10 protein-coding genes are annotated in these 22,324 nt (G+C 68.0%); 2 read left to right on the top strand and 8 right to left on the bottom strand.

Annotated elements, in window-relative coordinates:
- Positions 1 to 37: 37 nt before the first annotated feature.
- The 6 genes from FHS39_RS09695 to FHS39_RS09670 all read right to left on the bottom strand — a co-directional run bounded on the left by FHS39_RS09695 (position 38) and on the right by FHS39_RS09670 (position 9,398).
- Positions 38 to 1,567: a glutamate synthase subunit beta gene (locus tag FHS39_RS09695; protein ID WP_184348357.1), complete on the bottom strand. Its 1,530-nt coding sequence runs from the start codon at positions 1,565 to 1,567 to the stop codon at positions 38 to 40.
- Positions 1,560 to 6,110, bottom strand: coding sequence for a glutamate synthase large subunit (gene gltB, locus FHS39_RS09690; protein WP_184348356.1), 4,551 nt, complete (start codon positions 6,108 to 6,110; stop codon positions 1,560 to 1,562). The genes FHS39_RS09695 and gltB overlap by 8 nt, the downstream gene beginning before the upstream one ends.
- A 356-nt stretch (positions 6,111 to 6,466) precedes the next feature.
- On the bottom strand, positions 6,467 to 7,198 hold the full coding sequence (locus FHS39_RS09685; RefSeq protein WP_184348354.1) for a VIT1/CCC1 transporter family protein: 732 nt from the start codon (positions 7,196 to 7,198) through the stop codon (positions 6,467 to 6,469).
- A 131-nt stretch (positions 7,199 to 7,329) separates the two neighbouring features.
- Entirely contained in the window at positions 7,330 to 8,190 is an 861-nt protein-coding gene (lgt, locus tag FHS39_RS09680) for a prolipoprotein diacylglyceryl transferase (protein ID WP_184348352.1), read from the bottom strand.
- A 144-nt stretch (positions 8,191 to 8,334) separates the two neighbouring features.
- Positions 8,335 to 8,538 carry a DUF397 domain-containing protein gene (locus tag FHS39_RS09675; protein WP_246470008.1) on the bottom strand — a complete coding sequence of 68 codons (204 nt, stop codon included), beginning with the start codon at positions 8,536 to 8,538 and terminating at the stop codon, positions 8,335 to 8,337.
- Positions 8,539 to 8,636: 98 nt separating this feature from the next.
- Complete coding sequence (locus tag FHS39_RS09670) at positions 8,637 to 9,398, bottom strand: helix-turn-helix domain-containing protein (RefSeq protein WP_343069467.1); 762 nt, start codon at positions 9,396 to 9,398, stop codon at positions 8,637 to 8,639.
- 256 nt (positions 9,399 to 9,654) lie between these two features.
- On the opposite strand from FHS39_RS09670, the gene FHS39_RS09665 reads away from it, so the two are divergent.
- Positions 9,655 to 10,062: an ATP-binding protein gene (locus FHS39_RS09665; protein ID WP_184348350.1), complete on the top strand. Its 408-nt coding sequence runs from the start codon at positions 9,655 to 9,657 to the stop codon at positions 10,060 to 10,062.
- Positions 10,063 to 10,349: 287 nt separating this feature from the next.
- Positions 10,350 to 11,024 (top strand): transposase, encoded by a 675-nt coding sequence (locus FHS39_RS26020; RefSeq protein WP_425507760.1) that lies wholly within the window; start codon positions 10,350 to 10,352, stop codon positions 11,022 to 11,024.
- A 74-nt stretch (positions 11,025 to 11,098) separates the two neighbouring features.
- On the opposite strand, the gene FHS39_RS09655 is transcribed toward FHS39_RS26020, so the two are convergent.
- Positions 11,099 to 11,734 (bottom strand): SMI1/KNR4 family protein, encoded by a 636-nt coding sequence (locus FHS39_RS09655; protein ID WP_184348346.1) that lies wholly within the window; start codon positions 11,732 to 11,734, stop codon positions 11,099 to 11,101.
- Positions 11,735 to 11,739: 5 nt separating this feature from the next.
- A complete protein-coding gene (locus FHS39_RS09650) occupies positions 11,740 to 22,323 on the bottom strand; it encodes a LamG-like jellyroll fold domain-containing protein (protein ID WP_246470006.1) in 10,584 nt (3,527 codons plus the stop codon).
- Position 22,324: the final 1 nt, after the last annotated feature.

Raw genomic sequence — 22,324 nt, 5'->3', positions numbered from 1 at the left:
AGCAGGCGCCGGGCTCCACGTACGGCCGTGCGCGTCTTCAGACGCTCAGCGCACGGTCCGTCGGCCTGATGGGGGCGGGCAGGGTGCTCGCCCCGGTGAGGAAGCGGTCCACGCCCCGTGCCGCGGAGCGGCCCTCGGCGATGGCCCACACGATGAGGGACTGGCCGCGCCCGGCGTCCCCCGCGACGAACACGCCCGGCACGTTGGTGGCGTAGTCGGCGTCCCGCGCGATGTTGCCCCGCTCGTCGAGCTCCAGGCCGAACTGATCGACCAGCCCGTTGGCGCGGTCGGTGCCGGTGAAGCCCATGGCGAGCGTGACGAGCTGGGCCGGGATGCGGCGCTCGGTGCCGGGCTTCTGCTCCAGCTTGCCGCCCTTGAACTCCACCTCGATCAGGTGCAGCCACTGGACGTTGCCGTCCTCATCGCCCTCGAAGTGGGTGGTGGAGACGGAGTAGACCCGTCCCTCCTCGCCCGCCTTCGGCGAGGAGGGTCCCTCCACGGGGTTGGCCTCAGCGCGAAGGCGAGCCAGCACCGTGGTCTCCTCGTGGGCCGAGGTGACCTTGTAGAGCATGGGGAAGGTCGGCCACGGCTGGTTCGCGTTCCGCTCCTCCCCCGGCCTCGGCATGATCTCCAGCTGGGTGACGGAGGCCGCGCCCTGGCGGTGGGCGGTGCCCACACAGTCGGCGCCGGTGTCGCCGCCGCCGATGACGACGACGTGCTTGCCCTCGGCGGTGATCGGGGCGACCGTCAGGTCGCCCTCCTGCACCTTGTTGGCCATGGGCAGGTACTCCATGGCGAAGTGGATGCCCTTGAGCTCACGGCCGGGCACCGGCAGGTCGCGGGAGGTGGTGGCGCCGGCGGCGATGACGACGGCGTCGTAGCGCTTGCGCAGCTTGGCCGCGTCGATATCGCGGCCGATCTCCACCTCGGTACGGAACTTGGTACCCTCCGCGCGCATCTGCTCGATGCGGCGGTTGATGTGCCGCTTCTCCATCTTGAACTCGGGGATGCCGTAGCGCAGCAGCCCGCCGATGCGGTCGGCGCGCTCGTAGACGGCGACGGTGTGCCCGGCCCGGGTCAGCTGCTGGGCGGCGGCGAGGCCGGCCGGGCCGGAGCCGATGACGGCGACGGTCTTGCCGGAGAGCCGCTCGGGCGGCTGCGGGGTGACGTCCCCGGCCTCCCACGCCTTGTCGATGATGGTGACTTCGACGTTCTTGATGGTGACGGCCGGCTGGTTGATGCCGAGCACACAGGCGGATTCGCAGGGGGCCGGGCAGAGCCGGCCGGTGAACTCGGGGAAGTTGTTGGTGGCGTGCAGGCGCTCGCTGGCGGCACGCCAGTCCTCGCGGTAGGCGTAGTCGTTCCACTCGGGGATGAGGTTCCCCAGCGGGCAGCCGTTGTGGCAGAACGGGATGCCGCAGTCCATGCAGCGGCCGGCCTGCTTGCTGATGACCGGCAGGAGGGAGCCGGGGACGTACACCTCGTTCCAGTCGCGGACGCGCTCGGCGACCGGGCGGGTGCGGGCGACCTCGCGGTCGGTGGTCAGGAAGCCCTTCGGGTCAGCCATGGGTCGCCGCCTCCATCATCTTCTCGTGGGTCTCGGTCTCGGTGAGACCGGCTCGCTCGGCGGCGTCCTTGGCGGCGAGCACTGCCTTGTAGGTGATCGGCATGACCTTGCGGAAGCGGGTCACCGCCAGGTCCCAGTCGGCGAGGAGCGCGGCCGCGACGGTGGAGGCGGTCTCCTCGTGGTGGCGGTGCACCACGCCGTGCAGCCACTCCCGGTCGGCGGCGTCGAGGGTGTCGACGGCGGCGGCCAGGTCCTTGTTGACGTTGTCGGGGTCGAGGTCGACGACGTAGGCGACGCCGCCGGACATGCCGGCCGCGAAGTTGCGGCCGGTGGGGCCGAGGACGACGGCGCGGCCGCCGGTCATGTACTCACAGCCGTGGTCGCCGACGCCTTCGGAGACCACGGTGGCACCGGAGTTGCGGACGCAGAACCGCTCGCCGACGCTGCCGCGCAGGAACATCTCGCCGCCGGTGGCGCCGTAGGCGAGGGTGTTGCCCGCGATGGTGGAGTACTCGGCGAGGTGGTCGGCGCCGCGGTCGGGGCGGACGACGATCCGGCCGCCGGACAGGCCCTTGCCGACGTAGTCGTTGCCATCGCCCTCCAGGCGCAGGGTGACGCCGCTCGGCAGGAAGGCGCCGAAGGACTGGCCCGCCGAGCCGGTGAAGGTGATGTCGATGGTGTCGTCGGGCAGTCCGGCGCCGCCGTACTTCTTGGTCACCTCATGGCCGAGCATGGTGCCCACGGTGCGGTTGATGTTGCGGATGGGCAGGTGGGCGCGGACGGGCTGGGCCTCCTCGGCGCCGACGGTGTTGAGGGCGTCGGCGGCCAGCTTGATCAGCTGGTTGTCGAGCGCCTTGGCCAGGCCGTGGTCCTGTGCGGTGATGCGGTGCCGGACGGCGCCCTCGGGCAGGTCGGGGACGTGCAGCAGGGGTGCGAGGTCGAGGCCCTGGGCCTTCCAGTGGCCGACGGCCCGGGCCACGTCGAGGAGTTCGGCCTGGCCGACGGCCTCTTCGAGGGTGCGGAAGCCCAGCTCGGCGAGGAGCTCGCGGACCTCTTCGGCGATGAACTCGAAGAAGTTGACGACGAAGTCGGCCTTGCCGCTGAACCGCTCGCGCAGCACGGGGTTCTGGGTGGCGATGCCGACGGGGCAGGTGTCCAGGTGGCAGACGCGCATCATGACGCAGCCGGAGACGACGAGCGGTGCGGTGGCGAAGCCGAACTCCTCGGCGCCGAGGAGGGCGGCGATCACGACGTCGCGGCCGGTCTTGAGCTGGCCGTCGGTCTGCACGACGATGCGGTCGCGCAGGCCGTTGAGCAGCAGGGTCTGCTGGGTTTCGGCCAGGCCCAGCTCCCAGGGGCCGCCCGCGTGCTTGAGGGAGGTCAGCGGGGAGGCGCCGGTGCCGCCGTCGTGGCCGGAGATCAGCACCACGTCGGCGTGGGCCTTGGAGACGCCCGCGGCGACCGTGCCGACGCCGACCTCGGAGACCAGCTTCACATGGATGCGGGCCGCGGGGTTGGCGTTCTTGAGGTCGTGGATGAGCTGGGCGAGGTCCTCGATGGAGTAGATGTCGTGGTGCGGGGGCGGCGAGATGAGGCCGACGCCGGGCGTCGAGTGCCGGGTCTTCGCGACCCACGGGTAGACCTTGTGGCCGGGCAGCTGGCCGCCCTCGCCGGGCTTGGCGCCCTGGGCCATCTTGATCTGGATGTCGTCGGAGTTGACCAGGTACTCGCTGGTCACGCCGAAGCGTCCGGACGCCACCTGCTTGATGCTGGAGCGGCGGGCGGGGTCGTAGAGGCGCTCGGGGTCCTCGCCGCCCTCACCGGTGTTGGACTTGGCGCCCAGCCGGTTCATGGCGATGGCGAGGGTCTCGTGGGCCTCCTGGGAGATGGAGCCGTAGGACATGGCGCCGGTGGAGAAGCGCCGCACGATCTCGCTGACGGGCTCGACCTCGTCCAGCGGCACCGGGGTGCGGCCGGTCTTGAAGCCGAAGAGCCCGCGCAGGGTCATCAGCCGCTCGGACTGCTCGTTCACCCGCTGGGTGTACTGCTTGAAGATGTCGTAGCGCCGCTCGCGGGTGGAGTGCTGGAGGCGGAAGACGGTGTCGGGGTCGAACAGGTGCGGCTCGCCCTCGCGGCGCCACTGGTACTCGCCGCCGATGTCCAGGCGGCGGTGGGTGGCCGGGACGCCGGTGGCGGGGTAGGCCTTGGCGTGCCTGGCCGCGACCTCGCGGGCGACGACATCCAGGCCGGCGCCGCCGATCTTGGTGGCGGTGCCGTGGAAGTAGGTGTCGACGAAGGACTCGTCCAGGCCGACGGCCTCGAAGACCTGGGCGCCGCGGTAGGAGGCGACGGTGGAGATGCCCATCTTGGACATCACCTTGAGCACGCCCTTGCCGAGGGCCTTGATGAGGTTGCGGATGGCGTCCTCGGGGGCGGTGTCCGGCAGGAAGGTGCCCGCGCGGACGAGGTCCTCGACGGACTCCATGGCGAGGTACGGGTTGACGGCCGCCGCGCCGTAACCGATGAGCAGCGCGACGTGGTGCACCTCGCGGACGTCCCCGGCCTCGACCAGCAGGCCCACCTGGGTGCGCTGCTTGGTGCGGATGAGGTGGTGGTGGATGGCCGAGGTGAGCAGCAGTGAGGGGATGGGGGCGTGCTCGGCGTCGGAGTGCCGGTCGGACAGGACGATCAGGCGGGCGCCGTTCTCGATGGCCGTGTCGGCCTCGGCGCACATGGCCTCCAGGCGGTCGGCCAGCGCCGGGCCGCCGCCCGCGACGCGGTAGAGGCCGGAGAGGGTGGCGGCCTTGAGGCCGGGCAGGTCGCCGTCCGCGTTGATGTGGATGAGCTTGGCGAGCTCGTCGTTGTCGATGACGGGGAAGGGCAGGGTGACGCTGCGGCAGGAGGCGGCGGTGGGCTCCAGCAGATTGCGCTGCGGGCCGAGGGAGGAGATCAGCGAGGTGACGAGCTCCTCGCGGATGGCGTCCAGCGGCGGGTTGGTGACCTGCGCGAAGAGCTGGGTGAAGTAGTCGAAGAGCAGCCGGGGCCGCTCGGAGAGCGCGGCGATCGGCGAGTCGGTGCCCATCGAACCGATCGGCTCCGCACCGGACTTGGCCATGGGGGCGAGGATGACGCGCAGCTCTTCCTCGGTGTAGCCGAAGGTCTGCTGGCGGCGGGTGACGGAGGCGTGGGTGTGCACGATGTGCTCGCGCTCGGGGAGGTCGGCCAGGTCGATCAGGCCGGCTTCCAGCCATTCCGTGTAGGGCTGTTCGGCGGCGAGGTCGGCCTTGGTCTCGTCGTCCTCGATGATGCGGCGCTCTTCGGTGTCGACGAGGAACATCTTGCCGGGCTGCAGGCGGCCCTTGCGGACGACCCGGGCGGGGTCGATGTCGAGCACGCCGACCTCAGAGGAGAGCACGACGAGGCCGTCGTCGGTGACCCAGTAGCGGCCGGGGCGCAGGCCGTTGCGGTCGAGAACAGCGCCGACGAGGGTGCCGTCGGTGAAGGTGACACAGGCCGGGCCGTCCCAGGGCTCCATCAGGGTGGAGTGGTACTGGTAGAAGGCGCGGCGGGTCGGGTCCATGGAGGCGTGGTTCTCCCAGGCCTCGGGGATCATCATCAGCACGCTGTGCGGCAGCGAACGCCCGCCGAGGTGGAGGAGTTCGAGCACCTCGTCGAAGGAGGCGGAGTCGGAGGCGTCGGGGGTGCAGACGGGGAAGATGCGCTCCAGGCTCTCGCCGTCCCCGAACAGCCCGCTGGCCAGCTGGGATTCGCGGGCCCGCATCCAGTTGCGGTTGCCCTTGACGGTGTTGATCTCACCGTTGTGGGCGACGAAGCGGTAGGGGTGGGCGAGCGGCCAGGAGGGGAAGGTGTTGGTGGAGAAGCGGGAGTGGACGAGCGCGATGGTGGTGGCGCAGCGCCGGTCGGAGAGGTCGGGGAAGAACGGCTCCAGCTGCCCCGTGGTGAGCATGCCCTTGTAGACGATGGTGCGGGCGGAGAGGGAGGGGAAGTACGTGTCCGCCTCGCGCTCGGCGCGCTTGCGCAGGACGAAGGCCTTGCGGTCGAGGAGGAGGCCGGTGCTCGCGCCGTCGGTGACGAACAGCTGCCGGAAGGCGGGCATGGTGGCGCGGGCGCCGGTGCCGAGCAGCTCGGGGGCGACGGGGACCTCGCGCCAGCCGAGGACGGCGAGGCCCTCTTCGGCGGCGATCGTCTCGATCCGCGAGACGGCGTCGGCCGCTTCCCGGGCGTCGGCCGGGAGGAAGGCGATGCCGACGGCGTAGGCGCCGGGCTCGGGCAGGGGGAAGGCGACGCTCTCGCGCAGGAAGGCGTCGGGGATCTGCATCAGGATGCCCGCGCCGTCGCCGGAGTCGGGGTCGGAGCCGGTGGCGCCGCGGTGCTCCATGTTGCGCAGGACGGTGAGCGCCGCTTCCACGAGCTCGTGGCTCGCCTCGCCGGTGAGAGTCGCGACGAAGCCGACGCCGCAGGCGTCGTGCTCGTTGCGCGGGTCGTACATCCCCTGCGGGGCGGGGTGGGATGCGGATCGCATCGGCGCTCCCGTCGTCGTTCTTGGCAGTCATGACAAGTGCATGTGCCGAGGGACGACGTTGGCCCTCCGCGAAAAATTTTGTGCAGGTTACATGATGGCCCGCTTCTCAGAAAGCGGAAGCGTCATTTCACCATGTGGACACCGGAGCATTGTGGACACCGGAGCCTGTGGACAACCGGAGACATGCGGTCTTTGGGGCGAGGCACTCCGGAAGCCGCGGGGTCACCCGGCCCGGCCGCGCCGGACACAGCGCGGGGCGGGCTGCGTCGCCCGCCGCGCTTGTCGGATTGTGCCCCTTGGAAAAGGGATTGAAACCGCACAGCCATACGGACGTTATACGACCGTGCGCATAAGCATCACCCGACGGCGGTGCCGAACGCAATACCGAGGAGGTAAGTCACACCCGCCGCGGCCCCGCCCAGCAGCAGCTGCCGCAGTCCGCTGAACCACCAGGAGCGCGCCGTCACCCGTGCCACGACGGCCCCGCAGCCAAACAGGCCGAGCAGCGCCAGCAGCACCGCGGGCCACAGCTGGGTGGCGCCGAGCAGGTACGGCAGGACGGGCAGCAGGGCGCCCAGCGCGAAGGAGCCGAAGGAGGAGGCGGCCGCCACCATGGGCGAGGGCAGGTCGGAGGGGTCGATGCCGAGCTCCTCGCGGGCGTGGATCTCCAGCGCCTGCTCGGGGTCGTGCGAGAGCTGCCGGGCGACCTCGCGGGCCAGCTCGGGCTCCACGCCCCGCGACTCGTAGAGCGCGGCGAGCTCCTCCAGCTCGTCGGCGGGGTGCTTGCGCAGCTCGCGGCGCTCGACGTCCAGCTCGGCCAGCACGAGCTCGCGCTGCGAGGCCACGGAGGTGTACTCGCCGGCCGCCATGGAGAAGGCGCCGGCGGCCAGGCCCGCAAGGCCCGTTATCACGACGGTCTGGGGCGAGGCGGAGCCGCCCGCGACGCCCGTCATCAGGGCGACGTTGGAGACCAGCCCGTCCATCGCACCGAAGACGGCGGGGCGCAGCCAGCCGCCGTTCACATCGCGGTGCGTGTGGTTGTCGCGGTGCGCTACGTGCGGTACGGCAGCCGCATCGAGGACAGCCATGCTCTCGGATACCCCTCATCCCCGAGGGCACGGCCGGGCGCCGCACCCTTCTCAGGGTTCGAAGGTACGCACGACTGCCGGTGATCCGCTAGCAAGGAAGGCCGAACTAACCACGCTGACCTGCGGTTTTGTCAGGCGACCTTTTCGTCGGTGGGTTCCTTGTCGGCTTCCTGTGCCCCCGGCTCCACCACGGTCTCGCGGCCCGGGGCCCGCTTGGCAGAGATGATCATGTAGGCCACGGCGGCCAGGAAGAGCAGGATCGCCGTCCAGTCGTTGAGCCGCAGGCCCAGGATGTGGTGGGCCTCGTCGACGCGGAGGTACTCGGTCCAGAAGCGGCCGACGGTGTAGGCGGCGACGTAGAGCGCGAAGGCGCGCCCGTGGCCCAGCGTGAAGCGGCGGTCGGCCCAGATGACCAGGGCGGCCACGCCCAGGCACCACAGGGACTCGTAGAGGAACGTCGGGTGGTAGGTACCCGCGACGCGCCCGATGGCGGGGTCCGCGGAGATCTTCAGGGCCCAGGGCAGATCGGTGGGCTTGCCGTAGAGCTCCTGGTTGAACCAGTTGCCCCAGCGGCCGATGGCCTGGGCCACGGCGAGGCCGGGGGCGAGGGCGTCCGCCCAGGCCGGCAGCGGGATGCCGCGGCGGCGGCAGCCGATCCAGGCGCCGACCGCGCCGAGCGCGACCGCGCCCCAGATGCCGAGGCCGCCCTCCCAGATCTTGAAGGCGTTGACCCAGTTCCGGCCCTCACCGAAGTACAGCTCGTAGTCGGTGATCACGTGGTAGAGCCGGCCGCCGAGCAGTCCGAAGGGCACCGCCCAGACGGCGATGTCGGCGACCGTCCCGGCCCGTCCGCCCCGTGCGATCCAGCGTCGGTTGCCGAGCCAGACGGCGACGAAGACGCCGATGATGATGCAGAAGGCGTAGCCCCGCAGCGGAATCGGTCCGAGGTGGACCACGCCGGTGGACGGGCTGGGAATGAATGCGAGAGTCATGGCAGCTACGAACTTACAGGGTGCGGCGCCCGAGTCCCAGAGTGGCCATTCCGGCCCGTGATCCACGGCAGCCCCGCGGGTGCGCTCAGCCGCTGACCGAGGCCTGGTGACACGTGCCACGCGGACGTGCGGGTGAGCCCTTGATCACGAAACGGGGGCCTTGCGCAGGCGACCGTCCTTGACGGCCACCAGGAGTGCGTGGGCGCTTCTCGGGGCGGCGGCGATCACGAGGTCCGGGGCGTCGCTCTCGCGTATCAGGACCGCGCCGGAGCGTGTGGCCACCTCGACGCAGTCCTGGTTGTCGTCGGCCCCCGAGTAGGAGGACTTCTTCCAGAGTATTTCGGCCATGGTCAGTGTGCTCACAAATCCTGTGCGATGCGTTGAATGAATTTTCTCGACTCTTTGGCGCCGAGTGCGACCTTCTCGACGGCATCGAACAGTGCACGCTACCGGGCCAACTGGGCCTCCGCATCAAGGAATCCGCCATCGAAGGCGCTGTCGAGCTGGACGGTGTCCAGCTGAGGAATGGGGCCACCCAAATGGAGCACCGAATGAAGCGATCCCGTAACGTATGCGTCGAATGGAACAATGTGGACCTGGACGCTCGGCCATCTCGAAACCTCTTGCAGAAGTGCGAGTTGTGACCGCATGACATCGCTGCTGCAGTACCGCATGCGCAGCGCTGCCTCGTGAATGTAGGCATCGAACCTCGGCGGTGCCGGTCGGTCGAAGATCTCGCGACGCTGCACGCGGTACTCGACGCGTGCAGCCACCTCTTCATCAGGCAGGCCCGATACGGCGCTTGTGATCAGCTCGCGGGCGTAGTCCGGCGTCTGGAAGATGCCCGGCACATGCAACATACGGATTGAACGCAGGAACGTGGCGTGATGTTCGAGTTCGGCGATGTCGAGGAACCCCGGTGACAGGACGCCTCGGTATGCCTCCCACCATCCTTTGCCGCGTTCATCAGCCATCTGCGCGAGTGCGTCAACAAGGTGTTTATTCGCCGCCGAGTAGAAAGCGGCCAGTCGACGTACCCGCTCGGCGCTGATGCCGTAGCGGCCCGATTCCAGGTGACTGACCTGTGCACGTTCGCCACCCAGGTAGGCGGCGGCCTGACTGCCGGTCATGCCGGCTTTCTCGCGGAGCTTGCGAAGCTCAGCCCCGAGACGCGCCTGGCGCGCAGTCGGACGACTCCGTGGCGGCATGGATCCCCTCTCCAACAAGGTGACTACGAGTGTGCCGCCCTCCGCGCCGCAGGTCCACTCACACGGGTGGGACGCACGTCCCACTGTTGCACCGTCCCAATGGTGTCCTCTACGGTCAAGTCAGCACCACGCATCACGCCTCGGGAAGACCCGAAGTGCAGCTGCCTGCCAGTCAGTTGAGGCAATCACAAGGTGGCCGAGCCACGGACGACGTGACGCGTGGAAGCGCATCGGCAGACCACGTTGGGAGCGACCCATGCGTACCGCTACTGCGGAGTTCTACGAGCTGACCGCACCGGCCAGCGTCACCACCCCGCGCCTCGCCCGCCAGTTCGTCACCGGTGCGCTGCAAGCGACCGGGCACTCCGGCCTCGTCGACAACGCCTGCATCTGCGTCTCCGACGCCGTCACGAACGTCATCCAGCACGCCCGTGTGCCCACGCTCCAGGTAGAGATCACCACCCGCACGGGCTGCGCCGTTATCGCCGTACGGGATGGCGATGCGAACAGACAGCCGTACCGCCGCCAGGCCGGCACCGACGACGAACGGGGCCGTGGACTCGCGCTCGTACGCGACCTGTCGCACTCCTGCGGCGTGAGCCTCGTCTGGGACGGACTCAACATCATCGGCAAACGCGTCTGGTTCGAACTCCGCGACCGGTGACCGAAGACGGGCCCGAGCCCCGCGTGATCACGCAGCAGTACCGACGCCATTGCGGCAGACGTGGGTGCAGCAGTTCCAGTACATCGACGGTGTCGTGCGCTGGCGCGAGCCTAAGAACACCCCGCCCGGTCTGATCCGGTTACGCACTCCGTATGAGCCCGATGCCCGGACCGGATCGAAGCGGGAGGTGGACTGGTCCGGCTACAAGATCCACCTCAGCGAGACCTGCGAGCCGGACACGCCGCACCTGATCACCCACATCCACACCACCCCGGCGCCGGTCACCGATGTCGTCGTCCTGGAGGACATCCACACCGCGCTGGCCGACCGAGGGCTTCTGCCCGAAGAGCACCTCGTGGATGCCGGATACGTCGATGCCGGGCAGATCCACCATGCCCACCGCGATCATCACGTGGAACTGGTCAAGCCGGTCAAGGCCACCACTGTCAAGGGGCAGGCGACCGCCGACGTCTTCGACAACACCCGCTTCACCATCGACTGGGACCAGCGCCAGGCCCTGTGTCCGGGCGGGCAGACCCAGCGTCGAGTGGCGAGAAGGCCGAAGCCAGGCTGGCACTGCGGTCACCCGTGTCCGTTTCGCCGCCCGACACTGCGGCCCCTGTGAACTGCGAGCCTCGTGCACCAATGCCAAGACCGGCCGCAACCTGACCCTGAGATCCAAAGCCGAGCACGACATCCTCCGACACGCCCGCATCGCGCAGGAGACCGACGACTGGCGCCGTCGCTACAAACACCGCGCTGGCGTCGAGGGCACTATCTCCCAAGCCGTCCACGCCTTCGGCCTGCGCAGATCCCGTTACCGCGGACTCGCTAAAACCCGGCTTCAGCACCACCTCACCGGCGCCGCCATCAACTTCGCCCGCCTCGACGCCCACCTCACCGGCAGACCCCTCGCCCGCACCCGCGTCTCACCCTTCGAAGCACTCCGCCCCGCTGGATGAGATCCAGCGGGGCGGAATTTGCCAACAGGGTCCGATTATCCGGAGCGGGCCGTCATGGGGTCAACGGGTCAGGATCAGTCCCATTCCCTCCCCGCATAGGGGTCGGGCTCCCCCGTCCACGGATCGATTCCCGCGTCCAGGAGCCGCTTCTCCTCCTTCCAATGGAGGAACTTCGGAGATTCGACGCCCCAGAGATGTAGCCCACTCATCGGACACTCCTCGAAGTCCGCCAGGAATACCCGCCGCAGAAACTCGACCATGCCGCAGTCGTAAACCGTTACGGGTGATTCCGTATGGCGACCTATCACGACTACAGGCCATCGATCTGGGTCGTCATCAGTGGTCTGCCAGCACAGGATGTCGGGGCCTGCGGTGACGCCCCAGGCGATCAGCGGAACAGGGCATGGATCGCGCAGCTCGGCTGGGCCTGTCACTTCGGTGACGAAACCACGCGCATTCTCTGTTTCGAAGCGCATCCCGTAAGCCGAATGATGATAAGCAGTCGACAAGGGCTGGAAGACGCTCAGGAAATTATCGATTCCACCCTCTCCATACGCCGCTATAAATGCAACGTAGTCCCGAGGGAATTTCACCCCCCATACCCTCTTGGCAGCCGACCAGTCGACGTCGTCGCCGGCGTTCTCATGCGGCGGCAGGATGGCGCGGAGAGCCGCAAGCCCCGTCGCACCGGCTTCTTCTTGATTCTGCATCGAGCTCAACGCACCCCACTAGTCGGCTCTTGATTGCCTCGGTAGGTAACGGTTCCCAGGTTTCGCCACTGGTTAAGTTTTGGAACCCACAGAGAATTAGGCACTACCTCGTCGAACCTAATGCCTGGACTGCCGTCTCCGTATGATCCCACGGCAGACATTTCGAAGGAAGCCGGGACCGTACGGGAACCAGAATATTTCGGTGTCACCTGATATCGGACAACCTGGCCGTCGTCGATCGCATCCTTCACTTGAACTTCATACTTGCGCATATTGTCCTCAAGTCGCCCCTCACCCTTTGAATAGGTGTTCGCCTGGCGAGAGCAAGTAGCAAGATTGTCCAAGTCGGTACCCGACCCGCTGAGCTCTCTTGCTAGGAGATGACAGTTATTTATCGCAAACGGGGGAGCAAGTTCCAGATATCCAGCGTACTTGCCTGCCCATTCATACCCTGGTGGCCTGACTTCAGATGTCGCGTAGCTGCCCGGGTTCGCCTCCAGAAAAGCAGTATCGAGGCAAGCATCGATACCGGTGGCTCGATCACCGTTGTCGGCATCCCGCTCACCGTAGTGCCGCCACCCGGCGCCACCACGGCGGCAGTCCGACTGACCGTCCGACCGAGTACCACTGCCTGGGCCCGTGCCCGGCGCCGAGTGGGGGTTTGCCTGCTGCGACTGGTTCGGATGGAACTGTCCGTTACTGAACAGGTCGAGCATCTTCGCCGCAGTGACAACCACCTTTACGACATCGCCGGGCTTCCAGCCGCCACGGTTCGGATCCCAGTCCGGCTTCAGCGGCGGGCGCTTGGGCGCGGGCCTCGGGAAGCGGCCGCGGTTCGGGTTCTGCTGGATGCGCGGGCGCGGGGGGCGAGTCGGACGGGTTCGGGCGCTGGTCCGGCCGCTTTCCCGGTAACTGGAGCGGTAGGAGGGTTCGTCGTAGCCACCCTCGTCGCCGTCTCCTCCGTCATAACCGCCGTCGTCATAACCGCCGTCGTCGGCTCCGTCGTAACCGCTGTCATTGTCACCGGCGGCCTCATCTTCTGCCTGACCCTCAAATTCGTCGGCCTGCTCCAGCAAGCGGGCGCTCAGAATGTCATTCTCGGCCTCCATGGTCCCGCTGAAATCAGCCTCGCCGGCATATCCTCCGGAGTCCGTGTCGTCACTGTTCCACCAGTCGCGCACCTTCTCGCGGGTCCAGTCCACGGTGTCGCGCAGACTGTCCGACAGGCCCTGGCAGTAGGCGGCACATGTCTCGGAGAGCCCCCAGGCCGCACCGGAGATGACAATGCCCTCACCGATGCACAAGTCAAAGCAGTGCCCCGAAGGGTCGGTGCCATTAAGAGGAGAAGCGTTCCCGTACCCGTACCGGTTCGCCTGTGCCGCAGGCGACGGCTCCAGCTGCCACGTGTCGCGCGACGCGAAACGTCCCGTCCCCGGTTGGTACCAGCGCGCAGCCATGTTGACGTCACCGCTCTGCGGATCCGTCCAGCCGGACTGGTAGCCAAGGGAGGAGCGGGAGCCGCCCTTGGCTCGCACGGTGCCGAACGGGTCGTACGCCGTCGAGCCCATCAGCTTTGTGCCGTCGGCCGAGAGGCCGGCCGTCACATCCGAGTGGCCGTCGGTTATCGCGCGCTGGGCTGTTTTGCCGTCGGTGCTCGCGAGCAGCCCACCGCCGGGAGTGCGGCTGTAGGTGTTCGCACCGTCGGACACCAACGAGTTGGAACCGCCGTCATAGGTGAAGGCGGTGTCACCCCGCTGTTTCACCCGGTCCAATGAGTCGTAGGCGTACGTGGTGTCGCCGTCGCTGATCCGGCGCTCGAAGGCATCGGAGCGCAGCTTGCGCGGGGTGCCGCTGCCCGTGTCGGCCGAGGCCAGGGTGCCTCGGGGGGTGTACGAGTAGCGCCCGGCGCCATCGCTGAGCAGACGGTTCCGCTCGTCGTATGCCGACTGTGTGTCACCGGCCTTGACGCGGTTGCCCGACTCGTCCCAGGCGTAGAGAGTGGTCTTGCCGTCCGCCGTCCAAGAGGTCATACGGCCCGACTGGTCGTAGCCGTATTCGTTGGCCCCGGCACCGGCGGTACCGCTCATGACCTTCTTCGTCAGTCGGCCGTCCGCGTCATAGCCGTAGGTCGTCGACATGACCTCGGACTTGCCGTCGGCACTGGTGACCTTGTCAGTCGCAAGGCGACCGAGCGCGTCGTAGTCATACGTGCGCTTGGCGCCGACTCCCCAGTCGCCGCCTCCGGCCGGCTTGGTCGCGTACTGCTCCTGGCTCGGGCGGCCCGCCGCGTCGTAGTCGGTCCATGTCTGGGCACCGGTGACGGCGTCCTCGGTCCGGGCGAGACGACCCTGACCGTTGTAGACGTACGTCGTCGTACCCGACTTGTCCGTGCGCGACGTCATGTTGCCGTCGTCGTCATAGGCGTAGACGGACTTGCCGCCGGGACCGTCGCTGGTGAGCAGCTGGCCACGGTCGTTGTAGGTGTAGGTGTTCTGGTTGAGCGGGTCGCCCGTGCCAGCGGTCATGAGGCGGCCTGCAAGGTCGTGCTTGAGGAGGCGGTCAATGGTGTCGGCTTCGGCACCGGTGCCGGTCTCCTTCGTCAACTGCCCGTAGACGTCGTATGTGCGGTGGCGCTGCACGCCACCCGGAAGCAGTTCGGCCACGCTCTGGCCGGCCGCGTCATACACAGACGTCCACGTGCGGTCCTCGGGCTTCGGGTGGTCCTTGGTCACGGGCTCGACCGTGGATTCGGGAAGACCCCACGGCGTGAAGGAATAGGTGGTGACGTTGCCACGGCCATCGGTCAGGCGCGTACGGTGGCCCGCCGCGTCGTAACCGAAACCTGTGGTGATGGACTTGCCATCGGCGACCGGCTCCACCCGCTGGGTCAGGCGGCCCAGGGCGTCGTAGGTGAGAACGGTTTTCGCCCCTGTCGCCGCCGTTACGGACGTGGGGTGACCGTCGGCGTCGTACTCGGCAGCGGTCGACCTCAGAGCGGTGTCGCCCGTGCCGAAGTCCGCGGTGCCGACCACCTCGCCGAAGCCGTCGTAGCGTGTCGTGCTCTTACGGCCCGTCGCGTCGACGACGTCGGTCCTGCGCCCCAGTGCGTCATACGCGAACTTCGTCGCTCCGCCACCGGGCGTGGTGACCGTCAGCGCCTCGCCTGCCGCGTCGTAGGTGGCCGACGCGACGCGGCCCGCGGGGCTGGTGGACGCGGTCTGGTGCCCCGCGTCGTCCCAGGCGTAGCGCATGGTCAGGTTCGCCGGAGCCGGGTATCGCTCGACGGTCGTCGCGGTCATCTGCCGACCGAGCTCGTCATACGTGGCTTCGGTCCGCGCACCGGTGGGGCCGGTGGCGGAGAGCTGCAGACCCGTGGGCGTCCAGGTGTAGCGGTTCGCCTTGTCGTCGAGAGGCGACGACTGGGCCCGGTCCAGCAGGCTCGTGACCGGCAGTGCCTGCCGGATCAGGTGCCCCAACTGGTCGTAGGCGTAAGTCACGGTCCGGCCCAGCGGATCGATGGTGGTCGTTCTGCGGCCCAGGGCGTCGTACGCGAACCGGGAAACGGCAGTGATCTTGTCTCCTCCCGGAGGGGTGTAGTCGGGCAGGGTCATCGTGGTGGCGCGGCCGAGCCTGTCGACTGCGGTGCGCGTCACCGAACCGTTCGGGTCCCGGCTTTCGGTGGCCTCGCCGAAGGTGTTGTAGCCGGTGCCTGTGGAAGGTCTGACCGCTGCGGTCGGCTTGCCCGGCTTCTCCTCCTTGACCTGTGGGGCAATCCGCTCCACGAGGCGGCCCAGGGGGTCGTAGCGGTATGTGGTGGTGAAGGCGGCGGCGTCCGAGCCGTCGTCCGTACCGCGTGGGCTGGTCGCCGCGGTGCGCAGGCCGCGCTGATCGTAGGCGAACTTTGCCGTGCGCGGATGCGATCCGTCGTCGATGGTCCGGGTGAGGGTGTCGCCTGCCTTGTCGTAGGTGAAACGCTCCGAGTTGAGCGCGGTCTTCTGCTCGACCGGCCGGTCCTCGTCGTCGTACTTGTACTCGGTCCAGCGGTTGAGTCCATCAGGGTCGAGGACGCTGCGAGTCACGCGGCCGGTGATATCCACGTCACTGGTGACGGTGGTGGCACCGCCGCCCGTGGTCCGCTTGGTCATATGGCCGGCTCCGTCGTAGGAGTCGGCTTCCAGCACGATGTCGTGTTTGCTGCCGTCGGCCTGGGTAACGCCCTTGGCCGTCTTCGTGGCGGGGGTTCCGTCGTCGTAGTAGGTGTAGGCGGTGGTGGCGCCCATGGCGTCGGTCGTGGTGGCCAGTCGGCCGGCCGGGTCATAGGCGTTGGAGACGAGTACCAGGTCCTTGGTGGTACTGGAGGGGTCGCCCTTCCAGTCCTTCAGTACGGTCGCGGCCCGGCGGCCGGCCGGCGTGTACTGGAACTCGTAGCTGGTGCCGACAGCGTCGGTCGTACGGGACGTGCGGCCGAACGCATCGTGGGCGAAGGTCGTCTCATTGCCCTCGGCATCGGTGCTCTTGTCCTCCAGGCCGTGGTCGTCGTAGTGATGAGTGAGGGTGCGCTTGGCATCGCCGCCTGTGACGTCCTCGGCCGACTCCGTCAGCAGCTTGCCGTCAGGGTCGAAGTCACGAGTGATCCGGGAGCTGTGGGCGGTGCCGGTGATCTCGTTTTTCACGGCGGTGCCGGTCTCCGAGACGACCCGGGACATGGCGTCGTACGTGAAGGTGGTCGTCACACCCTGCGGGTAGCTGTCGGAAACCTGGGTCTCCGATATTTTCCGGCCTATGCCGTCGTACGTGTAGCGCGTGATCAGTCCGGACGGTGCTGTCGTCTGGACCAGGTCGCCACGGGAGTTGTAGTTGTACGTGGTGACACCGCCGCCGGGCGTGGTGACGGTATCGACCAGTCCGGCCGGGACGGTCCCGCCACCGACAGCCGCTTCCCTGCCGGTGGTGTAGGCCGTGGCGGACTTCCGTCCGTCCGCGAGCGTCGTCGTGTCCGGCAGGCCGAGCGCCGTGTAGCTCAACGATGTGCGGTAGCGGTCGTCGGCGGTGCTCGTGGAGCGGGCGTCGCGCACGGCCGTCGGCTTGTCGTTGCGCGGGTCGAGCGGGTCCTTGTCGTTGAAGTAGTAGTCGGTGAACGACGTCCAGCAGGAGTTCGCGTCCCGGCAGGTGGTCCGGGAGACGGTATTGCCGCGCGTGTCGTGTCCTGTGACGGTGATGTGCCCGTTGGGGTCGGTCACCGTGTGCAGGAAGCCACCGGTGTCGTACGCGTAGGTGGTACGACCGCCTTCGGCATCGGTGGACGACAGCAGCCGCTGGCCGCGCAGGGCATCGTAGGAGACGCTGCGGGTGCCGCCGGCAGGGTCGGTGACGGTGACCGTCGAGGTGAGCGAGGATGCGCTGGAGTGGCGCATGGCGCTGTAGTGCTCGGCAACCTGGTCCTCGGTCAGTGCCTTTGGGTAGACGGCGAATTCGTCGAGTTGCCCCGTGAAGTAGCGGGTTCCGGGCTTCTGCCCGTCCCAGCCCTCACTGGAGAAACCGGCACCGAGATAGGCATGCGCCAGCGTCTCCGGCTTGGAAGCCGCATTGAGGTCTCCGACCTTGGTTCCGTCCAGGTACAGGGACTGACCGGTGCCGGCGCCGGTGATCACCACATGGTGCCACTCGTTGTCGGTGACCGAAGCCGGCGAAATGATCGGCTTCCCGGTGCCACCGTGCCACAGCTGGCCGCGCAACTTGCCGTCGGCGTCCACCAGCAGACTCGGATTCCAACTCGTGGGTGTGTTGCCCAGCGCTGCGTCCTGAAGCCCGAGCAGTACGCCGTTCGCCTTGGCCGTGCGGAACCACAGTTCCGCCGACATCGAGGCCGTGTTGCCCATGACCCGATAAGGCAGTTCGATGAAACCGTCTCCGTTCAGAGCCACGGCGGTGTTGTCACCGGGGCCGAAGGCGCCGGTCGCCCCCAGCGTGGCCTTGCTGTACGTGCCGTCCCCGGCATATGCCGCTGCCTGGCTGTGCGCCTTGTCGCCGCTGGTCTCGTCCAGGCGCCAGTAGCCCGTGGGCGCGTCCGCGGTGACCGTGCCCCGGTAGTGGGTGCCGTCCCCGGAGACCAGCGCGGTACGCGAACGGTAGTGCTCGGCGACCGTGCTGTCGGTCAGTTCCTTGGTGTAGAAGGCGGCTTCGTCGAGCTGCCCGGTGAAGTAGCGGGTTCCGGGCTTCTGTCCGTCCCAGCCCTCACTGGAGAAACCGGCACCGAGATATGCCCGGGCCAGCGTCTCCGACTTCGACGGCTCGTTGAGGCTGCCGACCTTTGTACCGTCCAGGTACAGCGACTGACCGCTACCGGAACCGGTGAGCACGGCGTGGTGCCAGGCGTTGTCCGTGACCGTCGACCCGGAGACGATGGGCTTCCACGAGCCGCCGTGCCACAGCTGACCGCGCAGCTTGCCGTCGGCGTCCACCAGGAGGCTCGGATTCCAGTCCTTCGGTGTCGCTCCGAGATCCGCGTCCTGGAGGCCCAGCAGCACACCGTTCGGCTTGCCCGTGCGGAACCACAGCTCGAAGGAGAGAGCGGCGGCGTTCTTGAGCGGGTCGGTCGGGACCTGTACAGCGCCTGCCGAACCGTCGAGCGTCGCCGAGCCGTCGTCACCGTCAGCGAAGGCTCCGACCGCACCGAGCGTCACCCCGTCGCGGTAGGCACCGTCAGCTCCTCCATTGATGTCGTTCGCCGCGGTGGAACCGCTGCGGTCTCCCAGCCGCCAGTATTCGACCGGGCCCGCCGTGCGTACCGCGTCGGCGTAAGCAGCCGATCCGGCGGAGTAAGCGGGCGCGGAGATCTTCCAGGTGCCGCCATGGTCGTCGGCGGTCTGGACGACCCGTCCGGTGCTCCCGTCGTAGGTGACCTGGGCGTGGACGCGCCCCGAGGGGAGCGTGACCTTGGTCAGCCGTCCCGAGGCGTTTCGGGCGCGATAGTGCTCGGCAACGGCCGTGGCGTCGAGAGCCTGGTGATAGACGGCCACCTCGTCCATGAGTCCGGTGAAGTGCCGTACGCCGTCGGCCTGTCCGTCCCAACCGGCACTGGAATATCCGGCGCCGAGGTAAGTGAAAGACTGCTTGCGATGATCAATGGGGCCGGCCAGCGTGCCGACCAGAGAGCCATCGAGGTAGAGGGACTGCGCGGTGCCGGCCGCGGTGAGCGCGACGTGGTGCCAGGCGTCGTCGGTGACGGCGGTGGTGCTGACGATGGGCTGAACGTGACCCGTCCAGTACTGCCCGATCAGCTTGCCGGACTTGTCGATGGACAGAGCGGGGGTCCAGTCGTCGGGTCGGCCGTCGGCCAGGCGCCCGTCCTGGAAACCGACCAGAACGCCGGGCTTGGTGGTCTTGAACCACAGCTCGGTCGTCAGGAGGGTCGAGGTGCGGATCGTGTCCTCGGGAAGCTCGACATAGGAGTTGGTGCCATCGAACGAAGCAGCCGTGTTGCTCGTGCCGGATACCGATCCTGCGGAGCCCAGCTTCACGTCCCGGTAGACGGCTTGGTTCAGGCCGGTACCGGAGGGGGCGTCACTGGCGGCCACAGGGCCCGTCGTCTCCCCCAGCCGCCAGTAGGACACCGGGTTCTGGTCGAGCACCATGCTGCGGTACAGCGAGCCGTCGCCGTACTCGTACACGGTGCACTTGTCCGTGGAGGCGGGTGGGCAGACCTTGGCCAGACGGTTACCGGTGTAGTTGTAGGTCCACTTCAGCCCGGCGGTTCCGGGTCCGGTCTCGTTCGTGGTGACCGAGGCGACTCTGCCGTCACTCCAGGAGAAGCTCAGCGCCCGTCCGGAGAGCACGTCCCGGGCTTCGGTCAGCTTGCCGTCGGTGTAGGTCAGCCGCTGTTCCCGGCCCGATCCGTCGACAATCTTGGTCAGGCGCCCAGAGGAGTCAAAGGAGTACGTGGCAGCCGACTTGTCGCGTAGCACCCAGCCGCCACCGTTGTCAGCGGTAAGTGTGGTCAGACTGCCTGCCGGTGCGGCGTAGCCGCCGTCCGCGTTTCGGCCATAGCGTATGCGGCTTCCGTCCTTCGTGGTGACGATGACGCTGCCGGTGTCCTCGGCGACAGCGCGCATGTCCCAGCGGGTCGACCAGCCGGTGCCGAAGACGTTGTCGGTCCGGGGGTCGAGCGAGTTGTAGTTGCGGACGACCGACAGCTCGGGCCCGACCGTGGGTATCGCCGCGTCGGTGGCGGCGGTGGAGTAGTTCCCGGCCCGTGTGCCGAATTCGCGATCGCCGTCGCCACCGAGGTGACCTGTCACGGCCGGCTGGGGCACCTGGGTGCTGAAATATGCGGGAGCAGGCTGGGATGAGGTGTCCTTGCCGTCGTACGCGTAGGCGTACCAGGCGTAGGTCTTGCTCCATGACAGCCAGCCGCTCGGAACCGTCCACTGCTCGGCGGTGCCGCGGGAACCGCTGCGGCAGTTCTTGCGGGCGTCCTTACCTTCGACCTCGCAGACCTCGAAGGTGTACTGCAGTGCGCCGGACGGGGAGCGGTCCGCATCCTTGCCCGTGGCCCACAGGGTCGGGGTCAGCGAGGAGAGCACCGCGCCGCTGGCCGGTGATTCGGCCGTCAGCTGCGGAGGGAGGTTCACCGCGGCGAACTTGATGGCCGGGCCCGGTACGCCCTCGGAGGTGAACCTGGGGCCGTCCAGGACGTCCATGGTCCACACGAGCGTGTAGGTGGCGGGCTGGAGTGGCGCGATCTTGGCGTCGAGCGTGATGCTGCGGCCCGGTGCGATGTCGTCCGGCATGGGGGTCCAGGCGATCTTCGACTGGTCGTTGATCTCCTTGCCCGATTCGTCGTAGAGGTTGTAGCGCAGCTGGATGTGTCCGCCCTTGGTCCAGGTGTCCTGGCCCTGGTTGGTGACGGTGACCTTCATCGAGCCCTGGGAGGTGGCCGTCACCGGCTGGGTGAAGTCACCGACGTCGTACGTCGCTCCGTACTTGGTCCAAGTGACGTCCAGGCTGGGCTTGCCGTTCGGGTAGTTGTCGGAACCGAACTGCTTCCATGCCTTGGAATCCGACTCCGAGGCCTTGACGGCGAGACCGTAGTTTTTCTTGCGCCCGTGCGTCCAGTCGTCGACGAGCTGACGACCGCCCGAGCCGAGCCCTACCGCCTCCCATGCCGGATCGCAGGACCAGGAGTTGGTGTCCGGCGGCCGCCAGCCGTGCGCGAAGCTCTTGGACACCAGGGAGGGTCCGGTGTCCGGACCGGGGTACGACCTGACCGACGACTCGGACCAGTCCGAGGTGATCGCGTGCACCGTCACCGGCCGCGCGTCGCACGAGTACGACCAGGTGTTGTACAGCGCCAGTTTGGCATCCAGCACCCACGCGTTCTTCAGCGAATTCTCGACGCCGTTGAAGCGGAGAAACGACGCGGCCTTGTGCGCACCGCCATCGTAGCTTCCGGCCTTGAGGATGGTGTCGCTGGAGAAGTCCTGGCTGTAGGGGGTCTGGACATAGGTGCCGGCGGTGGCGTCGATGCCGTTGACCGACGGGTCGACCTTGACGGGGAAGATACGTTCCGGCGCGCTCAGCCACTCCTTGTCGAGCGATACGACGAGGACCTGGCGGCCGTTCTCCGTGTCGAGGCGGTAGCGGACGCCCGAAGAGATCTCGCCTTGGTTGGCGTTCTCCGCGAGGTGGGAGTCCTCCATCCAGCCTGCGGGCATCCGGGCACGCTGCTTGCCGTCCTTGTCCGCGAAGACGACAGCACCCCGGTCGTCGAGTCGGGCGGCCAGGCCGTCCGTACGAAGCGGAAACCGCCACTCGGTCGGAGCGCCCTTGCTCTTGAGGATCAGTGTCTCCTTCACGGAGTCACTGCCCGCGACGTATCGAATATCCGCGGAAGGCCGCACATCCGGGTAGGTGATGACGCTGCCGTCAGCCTTCCCCATAGCGTGAGCGCCGCCCGCGAGGCCGTAGCCCAGCGAGGGGCCGTCGCTCAGTTTCATGCTCACCACGGGATCGGCGTCTGCCGACGACGCGAAGGTGATGTCGGCAGCGGTCGAACGGGTCTCCCAAATGGGGCCATCCGCGACGGCGGTCCGAGCGCTACGGTTGGGGCGAACCAGCGTCGCATCGATCGGCTTCCAGGTGCCGTCGCGGCCGAGAAAGTTGACGGGCTGGTTGTAGAAACGAGTGGTATACGTGCCGTCCTCGTTGCGGAAGGTGCGCTGCCGCTCCTTGCGCGCCGAAGGCACTTCCTGGCTCTTCTTCTCCGAGAAGCCCTGCGGAATCGGCAGTTTGGGGCTCTGGGCCCTCTTCGCTGCCCCCATCTTGGGCTTCTTGGGGGTGCCGACCAGTTCCCGCTGCGACAGCTTGTGCTCCTGCGGCAACTGGCCCGGCGCCTCCAGCGCTCCACGGTGACCGCCCGCGGCAGACGCTTCCGTCGCGCCTCCGGTCGTCCGGTGGCCGCGGCCTGCGGCAGAACCCCAGTGCTGGTCGGGTCTTTCGCCCGGATCTCGTCCGGACGTACTGCGGCTCCATTGAGCAACGGCCAGCGCAACCTGTTCGGTTCCGCATAGCACGGCCATGGTCAGAGCCATG

This window comes from Streptomyces olivoverticillatus (assembly GCF_014203555.1).
Lineage (GTDB): Bacteria > Actinomycetota > Actinomycetes > Streptomycetales > Streptomycetaceae > Streptomyces > Streptomyces olivoverticillatus.
Note: the sequence above shows the minus strand (reverse complement) of the source record. Positions and strands in the feature narration are given on the sequence as shown.